Genomic DNA, 18,382 nt, shown 5'->3' on the forward strand with positions numbered 1-18,382 from the left:
ATGGGCCGATGAGCGGACGGCAGCGAGCGGTCGCCGGGCTAACAGGGCTGGCGGTGGCGGTACTGGCCGGGGTCTTCTGCTTTCTGAGCTGGGACCGGGCCAACCAGGTCGCCGGGATCGTCTCGGCGCTGGTGGGCGTCGTAGCCCTGGGGACTGGGGTCCTGGCCCTGATGTCGGGCCGTGACGGGTCGGTGCGGGTCGTGAATACTGGGCCGGCCACTGCGGTCGGTGCGGGCTCGCACGCCAACACCGGTCTGACCGCTCAGGGGGGCGTGCACGGAGGCATGGAAGTCGACGGGACCGCAGAGGCACGAGCCGAGGACGGCGGCCGCGCGAACACTGGCTACGACCAACTCTGACGCGTCAGCGAACTGTGCCGACCGTCCGGGGAGAGGAAGAGGCGGGGCGGCAGCTGGCTTCGTTGCCGCCCCGTAGGTGAGACACCGGGCCCAGTGTCCAGCCCGCCCCTGTAACCGGTGCTGGACGTCCGTGCTCCGCCAACGACGGCGAGAATGAAATGGATGGCTAGCTGCATCGACTGGCGGTGTCGTAGGTACGAGCTCCCGTGGGGACCAACACGCTTTCCAACTGTGGTGGTGGCCTCAGGGGTATTGAACAGGGCCGTTCACCTGCGTTCATGGGCGGTCGACCGTGGAAGCGGCTACCGCCTACGGTCCCGCCTGAACGGCCGCGAACGGCGCTGAATGAGACGGAAACTGAGACGGACGGTGGGGCCGGACTCGCTAGCATCTTCGCTGTTAGAGGGGGAGTCATGACGTTGGTACGCAAGGGATCACGACGGATCGTCGTCGACGGCACAGCCTACCGCTGGCGGCTGCGAGGCCGGCCGACGTACTTCCAGGGCTTGGCCTGGTCGCCGTGCACGTTCGCGGTCGAGCATGCGGACACTCCAGGGGTGACGCTCGTGGTCACCACCGACCAGCCGCATCCGAGCAACTGGATCGGTCGAGAGGCTGAGCCGGTACTGCCGTCCGGTGTCGCCATGGCGGTACGTCTCGCCCTGCGTGAGGGTTGGACTCCGACGGCTCCGGGCCCCGTGTTCCACCTCGACCAGTCCGTCGGCTTCACTCCTTCGCTCTGAGCAGCCGGGGAGTCGTCGACGTCTGTATCTCAGGGGAGGTGGCCGGTGTTGTACGCGCACGAGGTGGTCTTGAACGAACTCGCGCAGGGGCTCAGACCGATGGCCCAGGGTGTCGAGTGGTTCGAGCGCCTCTCGGAGGACGACCGACGCAAGGCTTTGCACGCACTGGTGCTGTTCTGCGGGCAGGCCCGCGCCTGCGAGGAAGATGTACCGGAGAGCATTGCGCGTTCTGGCATTCGTCCCACTCACACGCCGGCGGTGATGCTCACGAAGTGGCGCTTCGGTATGGCAGGGCTTCCGGCCTATGAACTCACCAAGTCCTTCCGCCTGCTGGTTGCCCTCTTCAGCATCGCGGACACCCGCAGGCGGGCGCTGCATTGCACCGATGGGTGCAGTCACGAGTGGCACAACCTGTCGGATCCGCGGCGGGATGCAACCTAGGTGTCTTCTTGCCCTGGGTCTTGTCGGGGATCTTGGTGAGCTGGGCTTTTGCTGGTCAGGGGCGGTGGACTCGGGCGCCTGGTGGTCACCGTTGGTCGTCATTGGCCGCTGTCGAGCAGCCTCGGACGGCCCAGGGACGGCCCATCCGTGGATCACCTGAGTGTCGTCAGCCGACGGAAGCGGCCCGCCACTGCGCGGTGATACACCCCTCTTCCATGTCCCACCACTCCTTGGCCACGCGGTCGGCTCGGCGATCGCGTATGCCTCGCTATTTCGCGTCAGCCACACGCTCAAGGCGGACCCGACCGTGGTCAGGATGTCGTTGGCGCGGGTGAACCCGGCGAGGATGACGGCGCCCCAGCTCCCCAGAGAGGAGCGGGGCGCCGCGCCAGTCAGCGCCGCTCGCACGGCGGGTGCCGATCACACGTCGAAGAAGTGATGATGCGACGGCGCCACCTCGGAGTCTTGTTTGTGGAGTCGCTCTGACCCGCAGAAAAGCCGTTGTTGTCTGTCGTTGCCGACCACCCTCGGACGGCCCCGGGACGGCCCCGGCGGCCGAACACAACAGCGGCCCCCGTTCAGAAGAGGTCGCCAGGTCCCCGATAGTGCAGCTCGACGCCAGGTCCGTCACTGACCCTTCGCGCGTAAAGTATTCCTTCCATGGACAAGTTGAGCGAAATGTTGGCGTGTCCGACAAAATCAAAACCTGGCGACCAGAGCCTTACCTCATTACGGTGTGCGGTTGCACGAAGCCATGCACGCTTTGATGGCGGCGGGCCGGACCAAATGACTTCATCGATCCGCTCGACTCTTTTCCTCCATGACCGATATCGGGTCCGCGATACATTCTCTACAAATCGCAGCCACGCTTCGCGTGACTCTGCGGTTGGCCAGTTCGGTGAACGGGAAATTTCGGGATCCAGCCGAGCAATCCATGCCCACATTGCTGAAACTGAAGAGAACGTCGCACCGGTCTCCTCAATGGCAGATATTGCGGCGACTCGGTGGTCGAAGCCGGCGCGAATCAGGATGGATGCTGATTGAAGAAAAGTACCAGTCTCGATCGCGGTTAGCACTGATCCTTCGAGCGCGGCAGCAGTGGGGTTACCTTGCGCGTCCTCATACACACGAGCCGCCTCAGCGCCCCACACAAGTCGATAGATCAGGTCCGATTCGATGAACTGGGCGATGGCGATGCGGTCGTCAGGATCGGGCCCATCGGCGTCTCCTAGGGGCTGGCCATTCACCCACTGTCCGAGAACCCCTCTCCAGTTCCTGATCTTCGTTTCGGGCTGGAACGTAGGCAAGGAGAAGAGCGTTTCCGCGATCTGCTCAATCCGAGTTGTCGCGGTTTCGTGATCTCCCCCAGCTATAGCGGCCTCGGCCTGGGCGATCAATTCAACGACGTCCCCTGCAACCTGGGCAAGTTCTCGTCCTGCGTCTACGCCGAGCCCTGCAAGGTACCATCCGCGGCGCTGCGTTCGTGTGCATGTGGCCCAGATGAACTGGGTCCGGTTGGCAACTACCTCACGCAAAGCCGCAGCGGGCCCCTCGCCGAAGCGCTGGATTTGCCGGTCCCACAAGGAATCCCTGAGGGTATCTGCGATCCGCTGCGTGATCTGGTCAGGATGGGAGTCCTCCTCCCCGAGGACGCTCAAGATTCCTGTGTCGAGCAGCGCGAGGTTTGCCCGCCAGGATTGTTCTGCCGCCTCTTGGGCCACCGGCGCCTCACCGGCAACAACCGGGAATGCCCATTCTGAGCCTCCAGTGAGATAAGCGAGGAATTGCGACAGTTGACTGGAACCAATATGCTCAATGATGCGTCGGATTAGGGCACGACTCACCTCGATCAGTCCGGACCGCAAAGTCTTGCCGGTCTCGCCGCTGGTGAGTTCCCTCCAATCACGTCGTTTGGAGTCCTTGGGATCGAAGATGGGACAGAGCACAAGTCCTTCGCTGTCGACGAAGGCGCGGCCGGCTCGTCCGATGACATTTGAGAACTCAGCACCGGTAAGAAGGTTCCCACTGCGGCGAAGTCCGTGGAAAAGCACAACGGATGCCGATAGGTTCAAGCCTTGGGCGAGGGTCGGTGAGGCCACCGTGACCTTGACGACCCCCGCATGAAGCAAACGCTCAACTTCACGGCGGAAAGGTGCGGGGAGTGCGCCGTGATGGATAGCCACTCCCAATTTGAGGCACTCCAAGATGGGGTGATCTTCGCCGAACCATTCGGCACCAATCGAGAGAACGCTCGCCAGGTCGACCTGAGGGGGGAGGACGGAATCGATGAGACCTTGTTTTCGAAGTTTGACGATCTCGCGCGCATAAGGCTCAACTGAGTTCCGTTGCGGACAGAAGATCAGCACGGTTTGACCTTCTTCAACGAGTCGCCACGAGGCCGCGATGACGAGTTCCCGCTGATCAGCGGGAAATGACTTCCTCCGAGGGCGAGTCGGCGCTTTTGCTTCGATATATTTGGGGATAAATGGCCGGTCACCTCCCAATGTGATCGACAAGCGAGCGTGGTCTCGACGCCATTCCACCAAGCCAAACCGTTGCTGCGTGGGGCGCCATTCCTCGCGGTGGAGCCCACGCGGATTGTCGTCGGTTATCCAGGAAACGAAGTCATTGAGGTCATCGCCTGAAGGGAAGACAGCCGAGAGACATACGATCCTGCGCGTGTTCGCGTCGGAGCGGCGCAAAAGACGCTGGATCTGCGCTTCGTACCGAACTTCACGCTCGGACGGCCCGATCATGTGTCCTTCGTCGAGGACTACCAGGCCAACGTCATCGAGAAGACTTGGGTCCGATCTAAGAGCAAAGTCAAGTTTTTCCGGGGTTGCTACGACGATGCGACTCTCACGGAGGGCATGCTCATCGAAATCACTCACCCCCATGCTTCCGTAGAGGGATGAGACCTTTATCCCGAGAGGCATAAAGGTACGCGCCAACACCTGTTCGGTTTGAGCAGACAGTGCCCGCAGCGGAGCCACATAGATGGCCCGCTGCTCTTGAGCTAGGCAGGACAAAATGCAAAGCTCTGCGATCCGGGTCTTGCCCGCACTGGTAGGGAGAGCAACAACAAGGTCGTCGTTCCCCTCGAAAATTCGATCGACAACGTGTAGCTGCGATGGCCAGAGGTCGATCTCGGAGCGCCCGCGGGCAAAGAGAGTGGCTACGAAAGTTTGTCGCAGGTAACGCCACCGAGCTTTGCGTAGCTCATCAGGGATTCGAACGTGCGAAATCCCTACCGGCGGTGGTTGGTCAGGGATGTTAGCACCAATACTGGTGTGGGCAAGGTCATCAAGTAACCGACGTGTGAGGCGATGGACCCACCAAGGTCCCGGAGCGCTTATATCGTGTGACGCACGCTCTCCTGTCTGTAAGTCAGTGAGTGCCGTCGCCATCAGTTCCGACTGAGCGTGAGCCAAAGCAAATAGAGCAGCGGAGACAGCCGACATGTAGTTCTCGCTGAGCAACAATTCAATAGGGCTACGGTCGCTTGTTAGAGTCCGAGCCTCCTCATGGACAGTGGGATATTCACGACTGGAGCCAAGGAAGGCTGCCAATAGGGCATCGTCCGTCACGTCGGGCGATGCCCTTAAAAGTCGAGTCCGTTCCTCGATAGCATCGAGGGAGCGCATAATCAAGTCAGCCAGCGTCTGTTCCATCGGCGTCAGCCAGCCTGATTGCACACTTCCTTGGACGAGCGAATATGCGCGTGCAGCATATCCAGCCAGATGACTTGCTGCACCAGCAATCAAACGGTGGAAAGATGTATCGCTACTCTCCAATACATTCCTGGTGGCTGCCTCAAGCGCGTACGAGGCATGAATAAGGCCTTCGCGAGCGAGACTTGCGTAACGGTCGACCGTTTCCTGATCTGCCTCGTCCGGGTTAACCGGCTCAGCGATTCGAAGGCTGGTGGAGATCAGGGAGTAAGCGTACCCGAGAAGGTCGTTATCCAGGGAGCTATCGAACAACGGCGCTCCGTCGGGCAGTGTTCCACCGCGACGGATCATAGACTGGGCCTGCCCTCTGGCGACGAGTCGACCTCGGAACCGCGGTTCTATGGCGCTGGTCAAGGCTTGAGACAAGGATTGATGGTCACGCACGATCCACAATCACCCTCTCGTAGACTGTGCGGACAAAATCTTGGTGCGCTTGCACTTGAAGAATTACTGCCCGCTGCGCTATATCACCCTCGTAGGCGGTCAGATCAACGTTGACATGGCTGATCGGATTGTTCCCCGCGAAAAGGAACATCAGATGCGTAACGATTTTAGGTCGAATTCCGTCTTCGAGCTGGAGTGTGAGGATTTCCTCCCCCAAATCATCATTGACCGTGCCCAGCAAACGCTCTGCGAACTGGGTTAATGAATGTGGAGATGGAAGCCCGTCGGAGCGCTGCAAACCGTCGCGGGCTTCTTTCACTGTGTCAGATTTCGCTTGAGCTCGGCTTTTCGCTTCACCTTTGATCAGGTGAACCTTTGACGAAGAGTCAAGTCTTGCAGCGAGCACATCATCACCGCGCATTGCCCACTCTTGGTGGTCCCGCTGAATCAATCGGCTAGGGCCGATAACATACCCGCAGTCTTCCTCCAGAAATGCGGCAGCAAGTATCTCGCCAAGATCACCTGATCTTGCGCTTTGCTTGGTTGGAAGCTTGTTTTGCAGAAACTTGGCTACCTGGCCCTTGCCGAATCGTTCCGCAATGCGTGTCAGCGATTTAGTTTCGGCGTAGCGACTAGGAAGGTAGGCTGCAAGCAACGTAATGCCAACCTCATCCGTAGCCGACGCAAGAACGTCGATTACATGAGATTCGACATACGTCACCTTAGAGGGTTTGCACCACTTCTTGTAGCTCGTCACCTCATTGCCCCCCGCAATAGGTCGCCGTCTCCATGCAGCCGATGTGCCGTCCACCCCGAGGACCAGCCGTGCCGCCCTCCGCAATCCGGCATGGTCGATCCTTGCGATCGTGAGCGCAGCGGGTCAAGCACGCTTCCGCTCTGCGGGGTCTGTCACCAGTCGGCTTGTAAACCCGGCATCGCGCAAGCGTTCGTACGCTGCGGCCACGTCATCAGGGACGTACTGTTCGAGCATGAATCCTTGCTGTGGGTAGATCATGAGCCGCTGTTGCGCGCCCGTCAACATGTCAATTACGAGGCGTGCATCGCCAATCGAGTCGATGTAGTCGACCAGGGTCATGCGGGTGGACGTGCTGACCAGCAGGACGGACGGGACGGCAGGAGCACCCGGCGCCGCGTGCTCCTCTTGCCGTTCGGCGGTAGCGCCGCCCTGCACGAGACTGGTCAGCGCGGCCGGCCCAAGAAGACGGCGTAGCGTAGTCCATTGAGATCGGCCTCGGGGGAACGAGTCAGGGGCCAATCTCCTGCTTGCTGCGGTCGCCCTCGCAAGTCCGACCGGAGCGGTTGCAGACCTGCCCGACCCACCACTTACCCCAGCTCCCATCCCGTCCGCCGTCGACTCACACATCGTGGAGCAGGCGCGGTGCCTGGCGTCCAGGTGGAGCGCGCCACTGTACGAACGACCTGGACGCCAGGTGCCGTGTCTGCTCGGCTCTGCCTGGGTCCGCGGTGGACGGGATGGGAGCACCCCGCACACGCCACTACGTGCCCGCGGTCGGCGACGGCGCCCCCTCCATCCCGGTGCCGGCCGATCCCCCGCTGGAGGCATTGCCTTGACCGCGGCCGCGCTCTCCGGTGCTCGACTCATGGCCTCCGGCCCTATCCACATGTGGGCGCGCGTCGGCGCAGCGCGGGCGGAGCGGGCCGAAGGCAGGAGCGGAGCCGGGAAGCGCGCCCGGCGGAGCGGAGCGCAGCCGGGGCTTGATAAAGGAGAGAAGGTTTTATCCCGCTGGGATGAGGCGCTTGCTGTCGTGGCTACGCACGTGAGTTCGTTGCCGTCCAAGGCGTCCAGGGCCCGACCGCGAAGACCTCGGACATGCGCTCGCTGACCTCGTCGGGCGTGAGCCAGGAAACCGACGTGGACTCACTCGACGTGCGCTCGGTGCCGCCGGACGGCTTGCAGTGGAAGACCAGGGCCACGATGCCACGGGTGAGGTTCTTGTAGACGCCGGTCAGCTCGTCTACTTCGACGTGGATGCCTGTCTCCTCCAAGACCTCGCGGGCTACGCCGGCCTCGGGGCCTCGTTGAGTTCGAGGATGCCGCCGGGGAACTCCCAGGTGCCGTTGTCGGCTCGGCAGATCGCCAAGAGACGGTCGTCCTCGCGCACCACCATTCCTGCCACGGACACGGAGTGCAAGGGGGACGGCCGTACTGCTGCGGCCCTCGGCCCGAGGAAGCCGTAGCCATGAGGGTGGAGGACGTGACCCTTCCCGAGCCAGATGCCGACGACCAGTGGTGCGAGCTGCTGATCCACACCGCGACGCCGGAGGTCGGGAAGCAGTGGACCGACACGGGGAGATTCACGAGCAACGGGATCTGAAGGGCCGTGCCGAGGCCGAGACGCGCGCGGTGCCGGGGCATCCGGCCCTCACGCGCATCCTGTGGCAGCACATTGAGGACGAACAGCTCCAGCCGGGTGATCTGCTCTTCCAGGGTGAGTCCGGCGGCATCCTCGCCGGCTCCGTCATCCGCCGGGCGTGGCGCAGCGCGCGTAAGGCCGTACTGCCCCCGCACGTCTTCGAGTCACCCACTGGACGGCGCGTGTACGACATCCGGCACACGCGCCTGACGAAGTGGCTCAACGACGGGATCCCGCCCGCCCAGGTGGCCGAGTGGGCCGGGAACAGCGTCGCCGTGCTGCTGGCGACGTACGCCCGGTGCGTCGACGGGCAGCTGCCGGACCTGAAGCGGCGGCTGGAGGCCGCGGGTGATCTTCCGGAAACGGAGGCAGAGGTGCCGGGCACCGGCTGATCTTCCACCGGTCGAGAACTTCGACACGTATTCGACACGGCCACCCGCGAGAACCCGGTGACAGCCGGACAGCCCCGGAGTCAGCCCTTGATCACCAAGAGGGCGTCCGGGGCTTCGTCATGCCCGCTGAAAGCCGCTCTGACCAGCGAAAAGCCCTCCCGAGCGGGAGGACGGAGCCTGGCGCCCCCGGCAGGACTCGAACCTGCGGCCAAGCGCTTAGAAGGCGCCTGCTCTATCCACTGAGCTACGGGGGCCGGGTGGGGTGGCCTCGTGCCTGGTGGCCTGGTGGGGGCCGATCCGTGACGTTGCCGGGGTCAAGGATAGGGCTCCCGGTTCCTTGACCCTGTCGCTTCCCCTCCGTGGCTCGATGTGGAGGTTCGGTGAAGCGGTCCTGATAATCGCAGGCAGGTGCGAATCGTGCACCGCTTTTGGCGCCTGACGCACCGGGTGTTGTGCACTCGTTATGCCTGGACTGTGCCAGTGTCCCACTTGTTCCTTCCGCCCGTTCTGTTCCGTCGGCGCGCAGACATGTCCATATGCTTCAGAATTCCCCTAAAATTGGGCATTCTTCGCATGTGGTGACCTTGGACGTACGGCCCCAGCTGCTCGACACACTCTCCGCTCTGCGCGACCGTGTCGCCGCCGCACGCTTTCCGCTGCCCCTGGCCGGGGCCCCACGCGCGCGTGCCAACCGCGACGAACTCCTCGCGCAGCTCGACGACTACCTCGTACCCCGATTGCGGCACCCCGAGGCGCCGTTGCTCGCCGTTGTCGGCGGTTCCACCGGCGCGGGGAAATCCACCCTGGTCAACTCACTCGTCGGCCGACGGGTGAGCGAGGCGGGCGTGCTTCGGCCGACCACCCGGACACCGGTCCTCGTCTGCCATCCGGAGGATCATCACTGGTTCAGCGGCATGCGCGTGCTCCCCTCCCTCACCCGGGTGTGGGACCCCGACCGGGACCCCGCCGAGGAGTTCCCGCCCACCGACGACGAGCACGCGCGCGTGCTGCGCGTGGAGACGGCCGACACCCTTCCGCGCGGCCTCGCCCTCCTCGACGCCCCCGATGTCGACTCCCTGATCGCGGACAACCGCGCCCTCGCCGCGGAACTCATCTGCGCCGCCGACATCTGGATCATGGTCACCACGGCCGCCCGCTACGCCGACGCCGTCCCCTGGCACCTGCTGCGCACCGCCAAGGAGTACGACGCGTCCCTCGTCACCGTCCTGGACCGGGTGCCCCACCAGGTCGTCTCCGAGGTCTCCCGGCAGTACGGCGCCCTGCTGACCAAGGCCGGACTGGGCGACGTACCCCGCTTCACCGTGCCCGAGCTGCCGGAGTCCGCCTGGGGCGCCGGACTGCTGCCCGCCACCGCCGTCGCGCCCCTGAAGAGCTGGCTCGTGCACCACGCCCAGGATCCCGCCGCCCGCCAGCACATCATGGCCCGGACCGCCTACGGCCTGCTCGACTCGCTGAAGTCCCGCATGCCCGAGCTGGCCGGCGCCGCCGCGGCCCAGTACGCGGCGGCCCTCCGGCTCACCTCCGCCGTGGACTCCGCCTACGACAGCGAACACGCGCGCGTGCGCAGCCGCCTGCAGTCCGGCGCCGTACTCGCCGGGGACGCCCTCAAGCGCTGGCGCGCCTTCCCCCTGGACTGCACCGCCGCCGAACTCCTCGACGCCCTCGTGGAGAGCCTGGCCGCCCTGCTGCTGTGCGCCGTCACCGCCGCCAACGAGCGTGTGGACGACGCCTGGCGGCGCGAGCCCGCCGCCCGCGCCCCCGAACTGGTTCCCCGCAACACCTCCCTGGAGAGCGCCGAGCACCGCATCGGGCTCGCGGCCCGGCGCTGGCGGCGCGAGCTGGAGGAGTACGCCGAGGACGAGGTACGGGTCCTGGAGCGCACCGGCGCCCCCGACCCCGAGGTCGTCGCCGCGCTCGTCGCCACGGCGGTGCTGGGCGGGCGGCGGGCGCGCACCGCCGGTGAGGGACTCGCCGAGCGGCTCGGCGCACACGGCGTGCTGCGGCTGCGCGACCGGGCCGGACGGCTCCTCGCCGAACACGTGGACCGCGTCATGCACGCCGAACGCGAACGGCGCCTCGCCCCGCTCGATGCCCTGGACGTCCACCCCGAGCCCCAGGCCGAACTCATCGCCGCGCTGTCCGTACTGCAGAAGGAGAGGTGACCGGTGACCGCCGTCACTGACCAGGACCACACGGAGCACACCGACCACATGAGGCGCACCGACAGCGGCAGCGGCGACACCGGGTCCCTGGAACACGTCGGCCGCGCGGGCACGGGCGCCCTGGACGGCACCGACCGCGCCGGCGGCCTCGGGCACGCGAGCCCGAGCCTGGTGAAGGAGGGCCCCGCGGACGACCGCTCCGGCACCGGTGGCCGTCACGAGGGGCGGGGGGACGACGCCACGGACGGCGGGAGCGGTGGCGGTCACGAGGAGGGGCGCGGCGGGCACCGTGCCGGGCGTGAGGAGGGCGGCGGCAGGGACGGTGCCGGGCGTGAGGAGGGCGGCGGCAGGGACGGTGCCGGTGTCCTGCACGCGCGCGTGCCGGACGGGAGCATCGAGGGCGGCCCGGACACCGGACGGGAGCGTCCCGCCCGAGTACGTGACGAGAAGAACGCGGACCTCGGCCAGGGGCAGGGCACCGACCCCGAGTACAGCCGTGACACCGAGCCCGAGCCCGAGCGCGACCGTGGCCGTAGTACCGAGCGCGACCACGGCCGGGACACCGACCGAGACCGCGACCGCGACGGACACGCCGTACAAGACCGTGACCGGCACGCCGTACAAGACCGCGACCGCCACGATGCGCAAGACCACGACCGGCACGGCGAAGCCGGTGGCGACGGCGAAGACGGTGACCGGGGCCGTTCCGCGCGCGGGCGTGGTGGCGAGCAAGGCGTCTCCGTGCCCCGGCCCCACCCGCACCCCGCACGCTCCCCGAAGCCCCGGCCCGCCTCGGGTGCCACGCCCCCCAAGCCGACCACCGCGACGGGCGCCGCCACCCCCGCCCCCGCCACGGACGGCGAAGCCGGTGGCCCTCAGGAGGCCTGGGACGACGGCCTCATCGCCCGCCGCGTCACCGGGGCCGCCTCCGCCGCCCTCGCCGCCGAGCGTGCCTCCGCGGGGGAGCAGCCGCACCGGGGGCCGGGCGCGCAGGTCCCGGTGCCGCTGGCGTACGACGGCCCGCTGCGCTCCCGGCTGAACGCCCTGCGGGAACTCGTGGGGCTGTCCCGTACCCGGCTGGACAGCCAGACGCTCGCCGAGGCGGGCCGGGTCCTGGACGAGGCCGCCGCCCGCCGCAAGCTCTCCGGCCGGCACACCGTCGTCGCCCTGGCCGGCGCGACCGGCAGCGGCAAGTCCCAGTTGTTCAACTCGCTCGCCGGAGTGGCCATCTCGGAGACCGGCGTGCGCCGCCCGACCACCGCCGCGCCCATCGCCTGCAGCTGGAGCGACGGCGCGGCGAGCCTCATCGACCGGCTGGGCATCCCGGGCCGGCTGCGCCGCCGCCCCATGCACAGCCCGGACAACGAGGGACAACTGCGCGGGCTGGTCCTGATCGACCTGCCCGACCACGACTCCGCCGCCGTACAGCACCGCGAACAGGTCGACCGGATCCTGAAGCTGGTCGACGCGGTCATCTGGGTGGTCGACCCCGAGAAGTACGCCGACGCCATGCTGCACGAGCGCTACCTGCGGCCGATGGCCGGCCACGCGGAGGTCATGTTCATCGTCCTCAACCAGGTGGACCGGCTCCCAGGGGACGCCGCCGACCAGGTCCTGGACGACCTGCGGCGGCTGCTGGACGAGGACGGCATCGCGCTCGGCGAACACGGCGAGCCGGGCGCCACCGTCCTCGCCCTGTCCGCGCTCACCGGCGAGGGGGTCGGCGAACTCCGCGAGACCCTCGGCCAGTTCGTGGCGGAGCGCGGCGCGGCGGCCCGCCGGGTGGCGGCCGACCTGGACGCCGCCGCGGCCGGACTGCGGCCCGTGTACGCGACCAGGCGGCGGGCCGGCCTCACCGAGGAGGCCCGCGAGGAGTTCGCCGCGCGGCTCGCGGACGCGGTGGGCGCCACCGCGGCGGGCGAGGCCGCCGAACGCGCCTGGCTGCGCAACGCCAACCGGGCCTGCGGCACGCCCTGGCTGCGGCTGTGGCGCTGGTACCAGGGCCGCGGCGAGGCCACGACGGGCCGCCACGCGGTCCGTGCCCAGGCCGACGAGGAGGCCACGGCCCGTCAGCGGGTGGAACAGGCGGTCCGCACGGTCGCCGACCGGGCCTCGGCCGGGCTGCCCGCGCCGTGGGCGCAGGCGGTGCGCGAGGCGGCCGTACGCGGCTCCCAGGGCCTACCCGAGGCGCTGGACGCGCTGTCGGCGCGGGCCGGACTGCCGCCGGGCCGCCCGCCCCGGCCGGGCTGGTGGCCGGTGGCGGTACTGGTCCAGGCGGCGATGACCTTGCTGCAGATCGTGGGCGGCGGGTGGCTCGCGGGACAGATCGCCGGACTGATGGCGCCCAACCTGGGCGTTCCGGTGCTGTTGATGGTGTGCGGGATCGTCGGCGGGCCGCTGGTGGAGTGGGGCTGCCGGATGGCGGCCCGGGGGCCGGCACGGCGCTACGGCCAGGAGGCGGAACGGCGGTTGCGGGAGGCGGCGGCGGGCTGCGGCCGGGCCCGGGTGCTCGATCCGGTGGCGGCGGAACTGCTGCGGTACCGGGAGGTGCGGGAGCAGTACGGGAGGGTCGCCCGGAGCAGGTCCGGGGTGGTGTGAGCGGACCGGGGGGATTGGCGCAACAGGTGGGACTGATGGAACTGATGGGACAGGCGGAACTGGTGGGCGGGCCCGCGGTTCACCCGCGCGGGTGAGGGAGTTATCCACAGGCGGGGGGCCGTCCACAGCGCTCAGCGGGCTCGGCCCGGCGGAGGCAGTCTGAGGCCACGGCGATCGCACGGCGGGTCCGGCCGCACAGGCGGCGGACGGCGCGAGCGGTCGGCGGGATGTGCGGGCGCGTACGGCAGTCGTACTCGCCGGCACGGCAGACGCAGCCGTACGGGACGGGCCCGTACGTGTGTCCGCCCGGCCGGAAGCGCGCGGGCGGGGGAGGGGAGCGAGACATGAACGAGACCATCGTCTGTGTGGTGGGCAACGTGGCGACCCAGCCGGTCTACCGGGAGTCGGCGGCAGGTCCGTCGGCCCGGTTCCGGCTGGCGGTGACCGCCCGTTACTGGGACCGGGAGAAGAGCGCCTGGACCGACGGGCACACCAATTTCTTCACCGTGTGGGCCAACCGCCAGCTCGCGGTCAACGTGGCGGCGTGCGTGGAGGTGGGCCAGCCGGTCGTCGTCCAGGGCCGGCTGAAGGTCCGCACGGAGACACGGGAGGGGCAGCAGCCGTGGGCCTCCGCCGACATCGACGCCGTGGTGATCGGCCACGATCTGGCGCGCGGTACGGCACTCTTCCAGCGCGCCGCCAGGCCCGACGCACCGGCCGCGGTGTCCCGCCCGGAACCGAACTGGGAGACGCCGGGCCGGACGGACACCCAGGACGAGCGGACGGATCAACAGGCCCCGGAACCAGTGCCGGTGACGTGACGTCAAGTCTCGATCGTGGCGTGCCGTCAGCCGTGAAACCGGTGGATTTGTCGATATGGCCAGCTCGTGGACGGTCCCGGCGATAACGATTACAGATCGGATCGGCCATCCGATCATCCCACCGGCAAGTTGGGCTCCGAGTGATCCATAGGATGCCGGGCGTGCCCCTAGGGGCTGCCGATTTCTGCTGGTGGGACCGTCCCCCACGTCCAACGGGTCCTGCTCGAAGGGGAATTCTGTGCTTGCTGCGCTCTCTGGGCTGTGCCGGTCCACCGGAACCGCACGCCTGGCCGCCGCCACGACGGTGTCCGGCCTCGTGGCGGCCGGCGTGCTGTCCGGTGCCGGTACGGCGGTGGCCGAGGAGACACCGCGGACCGAGGGCGGGGCGACGGCCACGAACGACGGTCTGAAGACCTACGGCGAGGCCGTCATCCACGGTGACGGCGGCGACCAGCGGGTCCCGGCGGGCCTGTTCGAGATGTCCGTGGACGGCGGCGGCACCCTCCAGACGTACTGCGTCGACCTGCACAACCCGACCCAGCGGGACGCCAGATACCAGGAGACACCCTGGAGCGGCACCTCGCTGGGCACCAACAAGGACGCGGGCCGGATCGGCTGGATCCTGCAGCACTCCTACCCCCAGGTCAACGATCTCGCCGCACTGGCCCGGAAGGCGGGCGCACCCGGGCTGACCGAGCAGGACGCGGCGGCCGGCACCCAGGTGGCCATCTGGCGCTACTCCGACGGCGCCCACGTCGACGCCCTCGACCCACAGGCCGAGAAGCTCGCCGACTACCTGGAGAAGAGCGCCCGGGGCGTCGGTGAGCCGCGGGCCTCGCTCACCCTGGACCCGCCCGCGGTCTCCGGCCGGCCGGGCGACCGGCTCGGACCGGTCACCGTGCACACCAACGCGAGCACGGTCACGGTGAGCCCGCCGGCGGACACGGCCACCGGCGGGGTGCGGATCACCGACAAGAACGGCAAGGCGATCACCTCGGCGAAGGACGGCACCCGGCTGTACTTCGACGTCCCCGAGGACGCCGCCGGGGATACCGCCCACCCGGCCGACAGCGGGGCAGGCACGGCCGAACTGACCGTGCAGGCGTCCACGACCGTTCCGGTGGGACGGGCCTTCGCCTCCGAGAACCGCAGCCAGACGCAGATCCTGGCCGGCTCCAGCGAGTCCACCGTCTCCGCGACCGCGACGGCCGGCTGGGCCGCCGACGGCCCGATACCGGCGGTGTCGGCCCGCGAGAACTGCGCCAAGGGCGGGGTGGACATCACCACGGTCAACAAGGGCGACGAGCCGTTCACCTTCCAGCTCATGGGCGCCGGCCACACGATCCCCGCGGGCACCACCCGCACGGTGACCGTGCCGCTCCAGGAAGACCAGGCCTACGACTTCACCATCACCGGCCCCCAAGGCTTCAGCCACCGCTTCACCGGCGTCCTGGACTGCAAGACCCAGGGCGCGGTCACCACACAGACGGCGGCCCGGCTTCCCAACGAGCCCAGCCCGGCCTCGGTCGGCGGTAGCGCCTTGGACACCACCACCGACCTGGCCGAGACCGGCGCCTCCGCCCTCACCCCCCTGATCACCGGCGTGGCCATAGGCCTGGTCGTGATCGGCGGCGCGGTCCTGGTCGTCCTGCGCCGCAAGGACGCGACACCGGACGCCTGAGAGCGCGCGGGCGGGCAGAGCGCCCGGACGGGGAGAGCACGCAGGCGGGGGAGGCCGGCGGAGAGACGGCCGCCAGGGGCCCGGCCGCCGTGAGTCCGGCAGCCAGGCTCACGGCGAACGGAGGCCGGCGCCCCGCTCAGCAGCCGATCGGTGCCGAGCCGACGGCCACGTCGTCGAACCACAGGGTGTCGTCGCCGGTGCCGTAGCTCTCCCAGCCGAGCCGGAGAGCGGTGGGCCGGGGCGGGGTGGTGCGGGACAGCCACTGCTGGTCGACGTCCTGGGTGGGTACGCCGTCGGCGTGCAGGCCGGGCACCTGCTGGTCGCCCAGCCAGGTGTCCAGCTTGGGCGCGGAGGTGTCGATGGCGAACCGCAGACACTGCCAACTTCCCGTCGGCAACGGCTTGCTCAGCGCCACACCGGCCGGACTCTGCGCGGGAAGCGTGGCATCGTCGCTCTCCCGGTTCCACTGCAGGGCGCCGTTCTGGCCGCCGACCCTGAGCGCCCGGCCGCCCTGGGAGCTGTCCGGCATGGAGACGAAGGTGACGTGGGAGGAGGGAAGCGCGGTGGTGTGCCGGACCCACATACGGACGTACAGCACCGGGCCGGCCGTCGACAGGTCGGTGGTGGCGGCGACGAAGGCGTGGTTGCAGTAACCGGCCCGGCCGTCCACCCGGAGGGACTTGGTGCCGCTGTGCGCCACGGCCGTGTCGACGGTGGCCGTGCCCGTGCCCTGGCAGTCGGGCGCGGTGAAGCGCCAGTCACCGGACGGGGAGGTGCCGGCCTGGTTCTCGAAGTCGCTGCACAGGACGGCGCCGCCGCAGTCGGCCGGCGGCTGGGTGGGCGAGGGGGTGCCCGGAGTGGTGGGCGGTGTGGTCGGCGGCTCGGTGGCGTCGCCGCCGCAGGAGACGCCGTTGAGGCTGAAGTCGGTGGGCGCCGGGTCGGCGGACTGCCAGGTGCCCTGCACACCGAAGTCGGCGGCGCCGCCGCTGGGCAGGGCCGCGTTCCAGTTCGTGCCGACGGCGGTCACGGCGCGGCCGGTCTGGGTGACGGTGGCGTTCCAGGCGGAGGTGATGCGCTGGTCACCGCCGTAGGTCCAGGTCAGCCGCCAGGCGCTCAGGGCGGGGCCGAGGTTCGTGACGCGGATCTGGGCGGTGTAACCGCCGGACCACTTGTTGACGGTGTAGTCGACCTGGCATCCGGCGGCGGCTCCTGCACCGGCACCGCTGGCGGGCACCGCGACCAGGAGGGACAGCGCGAGCCCGAGTAGGGCCACGGCTGCCGTCCAGGGTGTGCGCACCCATCGGGGGCATCGGGTGGGGGGTTGGGGCATGGGGGCTCCTGGGGGTGGGAGGGGAGGTGGGGAGGGCGGGGAGGGGAGCCCCCCAAGGGGAGCCCCCCAACGGGAGCCCCCCAAGGGGAGCCCCCCAAGGGGAGCCCCCCAAGGGGAGCCCCCCAAGGGGAGCTGCCAAGGGAGCTGCCAAGAACGGCTGGGAGCGCTCCCAATAGCAAGGGACGGGATGGCTCCCCATGGGATGGACGCGACCCGGTCGGCGTCGGGTCGCGTCCGGTGGGCGCTGGGCGCCGGTGGCGGCCGGGTCAGCGGAAGTTCACGTCACTGCACAGGAAGTAGGTCTGGTCCATGTGCGAGGCCTGCCAGATGGTGTAGACGACGTGGCGGCCGGTGTAGCCGGACGTGCTGACGGGGATCGAGTAGGTCTGGCTGGGCGCGTACTTGCCGGTCTTGGTGACCAGTTGCAGGTCCTGCCAGGTGAGCGGCTGGGTGGTGGGGTCGAAGCCCTGCCGGGTGACGTAGACCAGGAAGTAGTCGGCGCCGTGGCTGGCCTGGTCGTTCAGCTTCACGGTGAAGTTGGAGCCGATGTCGGTGGTCTTCCAGGGGCCGACGGCGTCGAGGGAGTTGTAGCGGCCGCTCTCGGTCTGGCCGCCGCTGCACAGCTGCCCGTTGGGGATGACGGCCTGGAAGTTGCCGGCGGAGCCGTTGCGGTACAGGCCGTTCCAGTTCCACATGGCGTTGGGGTTGTCCTGCCAGGCCTGCCAGCACATGGGGTCCTGCTGGGCCATCGCCGGGTTCTGGAAGTCGCTGCCCCAGCGCTGCCAGCAGCCGTAGTTGCGGGAGGCGGGGTCGACCACCGAACCGTGCGCGGAGGCGGTGCCGCCCCAGGTGATCAGGCTGATCAGTACGCCGACGAGGGTGCTCAGTACGAGCGCCAGCCGACTGCCGGTACGGCGAGATATACGGCGCGGTGCATGTTCATGACAATGCATGGAGGCGTTCTTCCTGTGGGGGACGTCTTCACTGCGCGGGTGCCGGGTGCGTGGGAGCGCTCCCGCGCCCTCCAGGCTGCGCGGCCCGGAACGAGGCGGCAACGGTTTGTTTCCGCCAAACCTGAAGGGCTCGACCATCGGGGCAAACCTCCGCGAATGGCTGTGAACCATCCACCAAGTCCCCCACCAGACGCACGCGAGCCGTCGGCGAATCCCCTACGGGAGACGAGTGGCGCGTTCGCCTCGGTCGGGGCGCACCTCGGAGGCGGGTGCCGAGCGCGAGTGGGGGCGTAGCGGGGAGAAGCCGACGAAGCCGAGTGCGACCCCACCGAGCTTGACCGTCGGTACAGAGACGGCGCGTGCCATGGGC

Annotated in this window: 12 protein-coding genes, 1 tRNA gene and 2 pseudogenes; 8 read left to right on the forward strand and 7 right to left on the reverse strand. The window is 68.3% G+C overall.

Annotated features, from left to right (window positions below; all coding sequences use genetic code 11):
- The first annotated feature begins 8 nt into the window (after positions 1–8).
- The 3 genes from IH25_RS0113155 to IH25_RS0113165 all read left to right on the forward strand — a co-directional run bounded on the left by IH25_RS0113155 (position 9) and on the right by IH25_RS0113165 (position 1,543).
- Positions 9–359, forward strand: coding sequence for a hypothetical protein (locus IH25_RS0113155; RefSeq protein WP_030607993.1), 351 nt, complete (start codon positions 9–11; stop codon positions 357–359).
- Between the two features lie 413 nt (positions 360–772).
- Positions 773–1,102: a hypothetical protein gene (locus IH25_RS0113160; RefSeq protein WP_030607996.1), complete on the forward strand. Its 330-nt coding sequence runs from the start codon at positions 773–775 to the stop codon at positions 1,100–1,102.
- 45 nt (positions 1,103–1,147) lie between these two features.
- Complete coding sequence (locus IH25_RS0113165; protein ID WP_030607999.1) at positions 1,148–1,543, forward strand: DUF5958 family protein; 396 nt, start codon at positions 1,148–1,150, stop codon at positions 1,541–1,543.
- A gap of 578 nt (positions 1,544–2,121) precedes the next feature.
- Here IH25_RS0113165 and IH25_RS41175 read toward each other — a convergent pair.
- From IH25_RS41175 to IH25_RS37520, 4 genes and pseudogenes are all read right to left on the reverse strand, one after another.
- A complete protein-coding gene (locus tag IH25_RS41175) occupies positions 2,122–5,526 on the reverse strand; it encodes a DEAD/DEAH box helicase (protein ID WP_167346023.1) in 3,405 nt (1,134 codons plus the stop codon).
- Positions 5,527–5,650: 124 nt separating this feature from the next.
- Positions 5,651–6,415 (reverse strand): Hachiman antiphage defense system protein HamA, encoded by a 765-nt coding sequence (locus IH25_RS39350; RefSeq protein ID WP_157846970.1) that lies wholly within the window; start codon positions 6,413–6,415, stop codon positions 5,651–5,653.
- A gap of 123 nt (positions 6,416–6,538) precedes the next feature.
- Positions 6,539–6,787 (reverse strand): annotated as a pseudogene (locus IH25_RS0113185) (YdcF family protein); the annotation flags it as partial.
- A gap of 628 nt (positions 6,788–7,415) precedes the next feature.
- Positions 7,416–7,808, reverse strand: a pseudogene (locus tag IH25_RS37520) (NUDIX hydrolase).
- Positions 7,809–7,975: 167 nt separating this feature from the next.
- On the opposite strand from IH25_RS37520, the gene IH25_RS37525 reads away from it, so the two are divergent.
- On the forward strand, positions 7,976–8,446 hold the full coding sequence (locus IH25_RS37525) for a site-specific integrase (protein WP_245172780.1): 471 nt from the start codon (positions 7,976–7,978) through the stop codon (positions 8,444–8,446).
- A gap of 178 nt (positions 8,447–8,624) precedes the next feature.
- Here IH25_RS37525 and IH25_RS0113200 read toward each other — a convergent pair.
- Positions 8,625–8,700, reverse strand: a tRNA-Arg gene (locus IH25_RS0113200).
- Positions 8,701–9,021: 321 nt separating this feature from the next.
- On the opposite strand from IH25_RS0113200, the gene IH25_RS0113205 reads away from it, so the two are divergent.
- The 4 genes from IH25_RS0113205 to IH25_RS0113220 all read left to right on the forward strand — a co-directional run bounded on the left by IH25_RS0113205 (position 9,022) and on the right by IH25_RS0113220 (position 15,729).
- Entirely contained in the window at positions 9,022–10,629 is a 1,608-nt protein-coding gene (locus tag IH25_RS0113205; RefSeq protein ID WP_030608006.1) for a dynamin family protein, read from the forward strand.
- 171 nt (positions 10,630–10,800) lie between these two features.
- On the forward strand, positions 10,801–13,227 hold the full coding sequence (locus IH25_RS0113210) for a GTPase (RefSeq protein WP_394298430.1): 2,427 nt from the start codon (positions 10,801–10,803) through the stop codon (positions 13,225–13,227).
- 344 nt (positions 13,228–13,571) lie between these two features.
- Positions 13,572–14,048 carry a single-stranded DNA-binding protein gene (locus IH25_RS0113215; protein WP_030608010.1) on the forward strand — a complete coding sequence of 159 codons (477 nt, stop codon included), beginning with the start codon at positions 13,572–13,574 and terminating at the stop codon, positions 14,046–14,048.
- A gap of 238 nt (positions 14,049–14,286) precedes the next feature.
- Entirely contained in the window at positions 14,287–15,729 is a 1,443-nt protein-coding gene (locus IH25_RS0113220; RefSeq protein ID WP_245172781.1) for a Cys-Gln thioester bond-forming surface protein, read from the forward strand.
- 136 nt (positions 15,730–15,865) lie between these two features.
- Here the strand turns inward: IH25_RS0113220 and IH25_RS0113225 are convergent, their stop codons facing one another.
- Positions 15,866–17,059, reverse strand: coding sequence for a cellulose-binding domain-containing protein (locus tag IH25_RS0113225; RefSeq protein WP_030608014.1), 1,194 nt, complete (start codon positions 17,057–17,059; stop codon positions 15,866–15,868).
- 266 nt (positions 17,060–17,325) lie between these two features.
- Positions 17,326–18,012 (reverse strand): lytic polysaccharide monooxygenase auxiliary activity family 9 protein, encoded by a 687-nt coding sequence (locus IH25_RS37530; RefSeq protein ID WP_030608016.1) that lies wholly within the window; start codon positions 18,010–18,012, stop codon positions 17,326–17,328.
- Positions 18,013–18,382 lie beyond the last annotated feature (370 nt).

The sequence above is a fragment of the Streptomyces achromogenes subsp. achromogenes genome (assembly GCF_000720835.1).
In the GTDB taxonomy this organism is placed as follows: Bacteria; Actinomycetota; Actinomycetes; order Streptomycetales; family Streptomycetaceae; genus Streptomyces; species Streptomyces achromogenes.

Coding starts and splice junctions, on each gene's coding strand:
- IH25_RS0113155 (WP_030607993.1), top strand. CDS start 9: ATGAGCGGACGGCAGCGAGCGGTCGCCGGGCTAACAGGGCTGGCGGTG.
- IH25_RS0113160 (WP_030607996.1), top strand. CDS start 773: ATGACGTTGGTACGCAAGGGATCACGACGGATCGTCGTCGACGGCACA.
- IH25_RS0113215 (WP_030608010.1), top strand. CDS start 13,572: ATGAACGAGACCATCGTCTGTGTGGTGGGCAACGTGGCGACCCAGCCG.
- IH25_RS0113225 (WP_030608014.1), bottom strand. CDS start 17,059: ATGCCCCAACCCCCCACCCGATGCCCCCGATGGGTGCGCACACCCTGG.
- IH25_RS37530 (WP_030608016.1), bottom strand. CDS start 18,012: ATGCATTGTCATGAACATGCACCGCGCCGTATATCTCGCCGTACCGGC.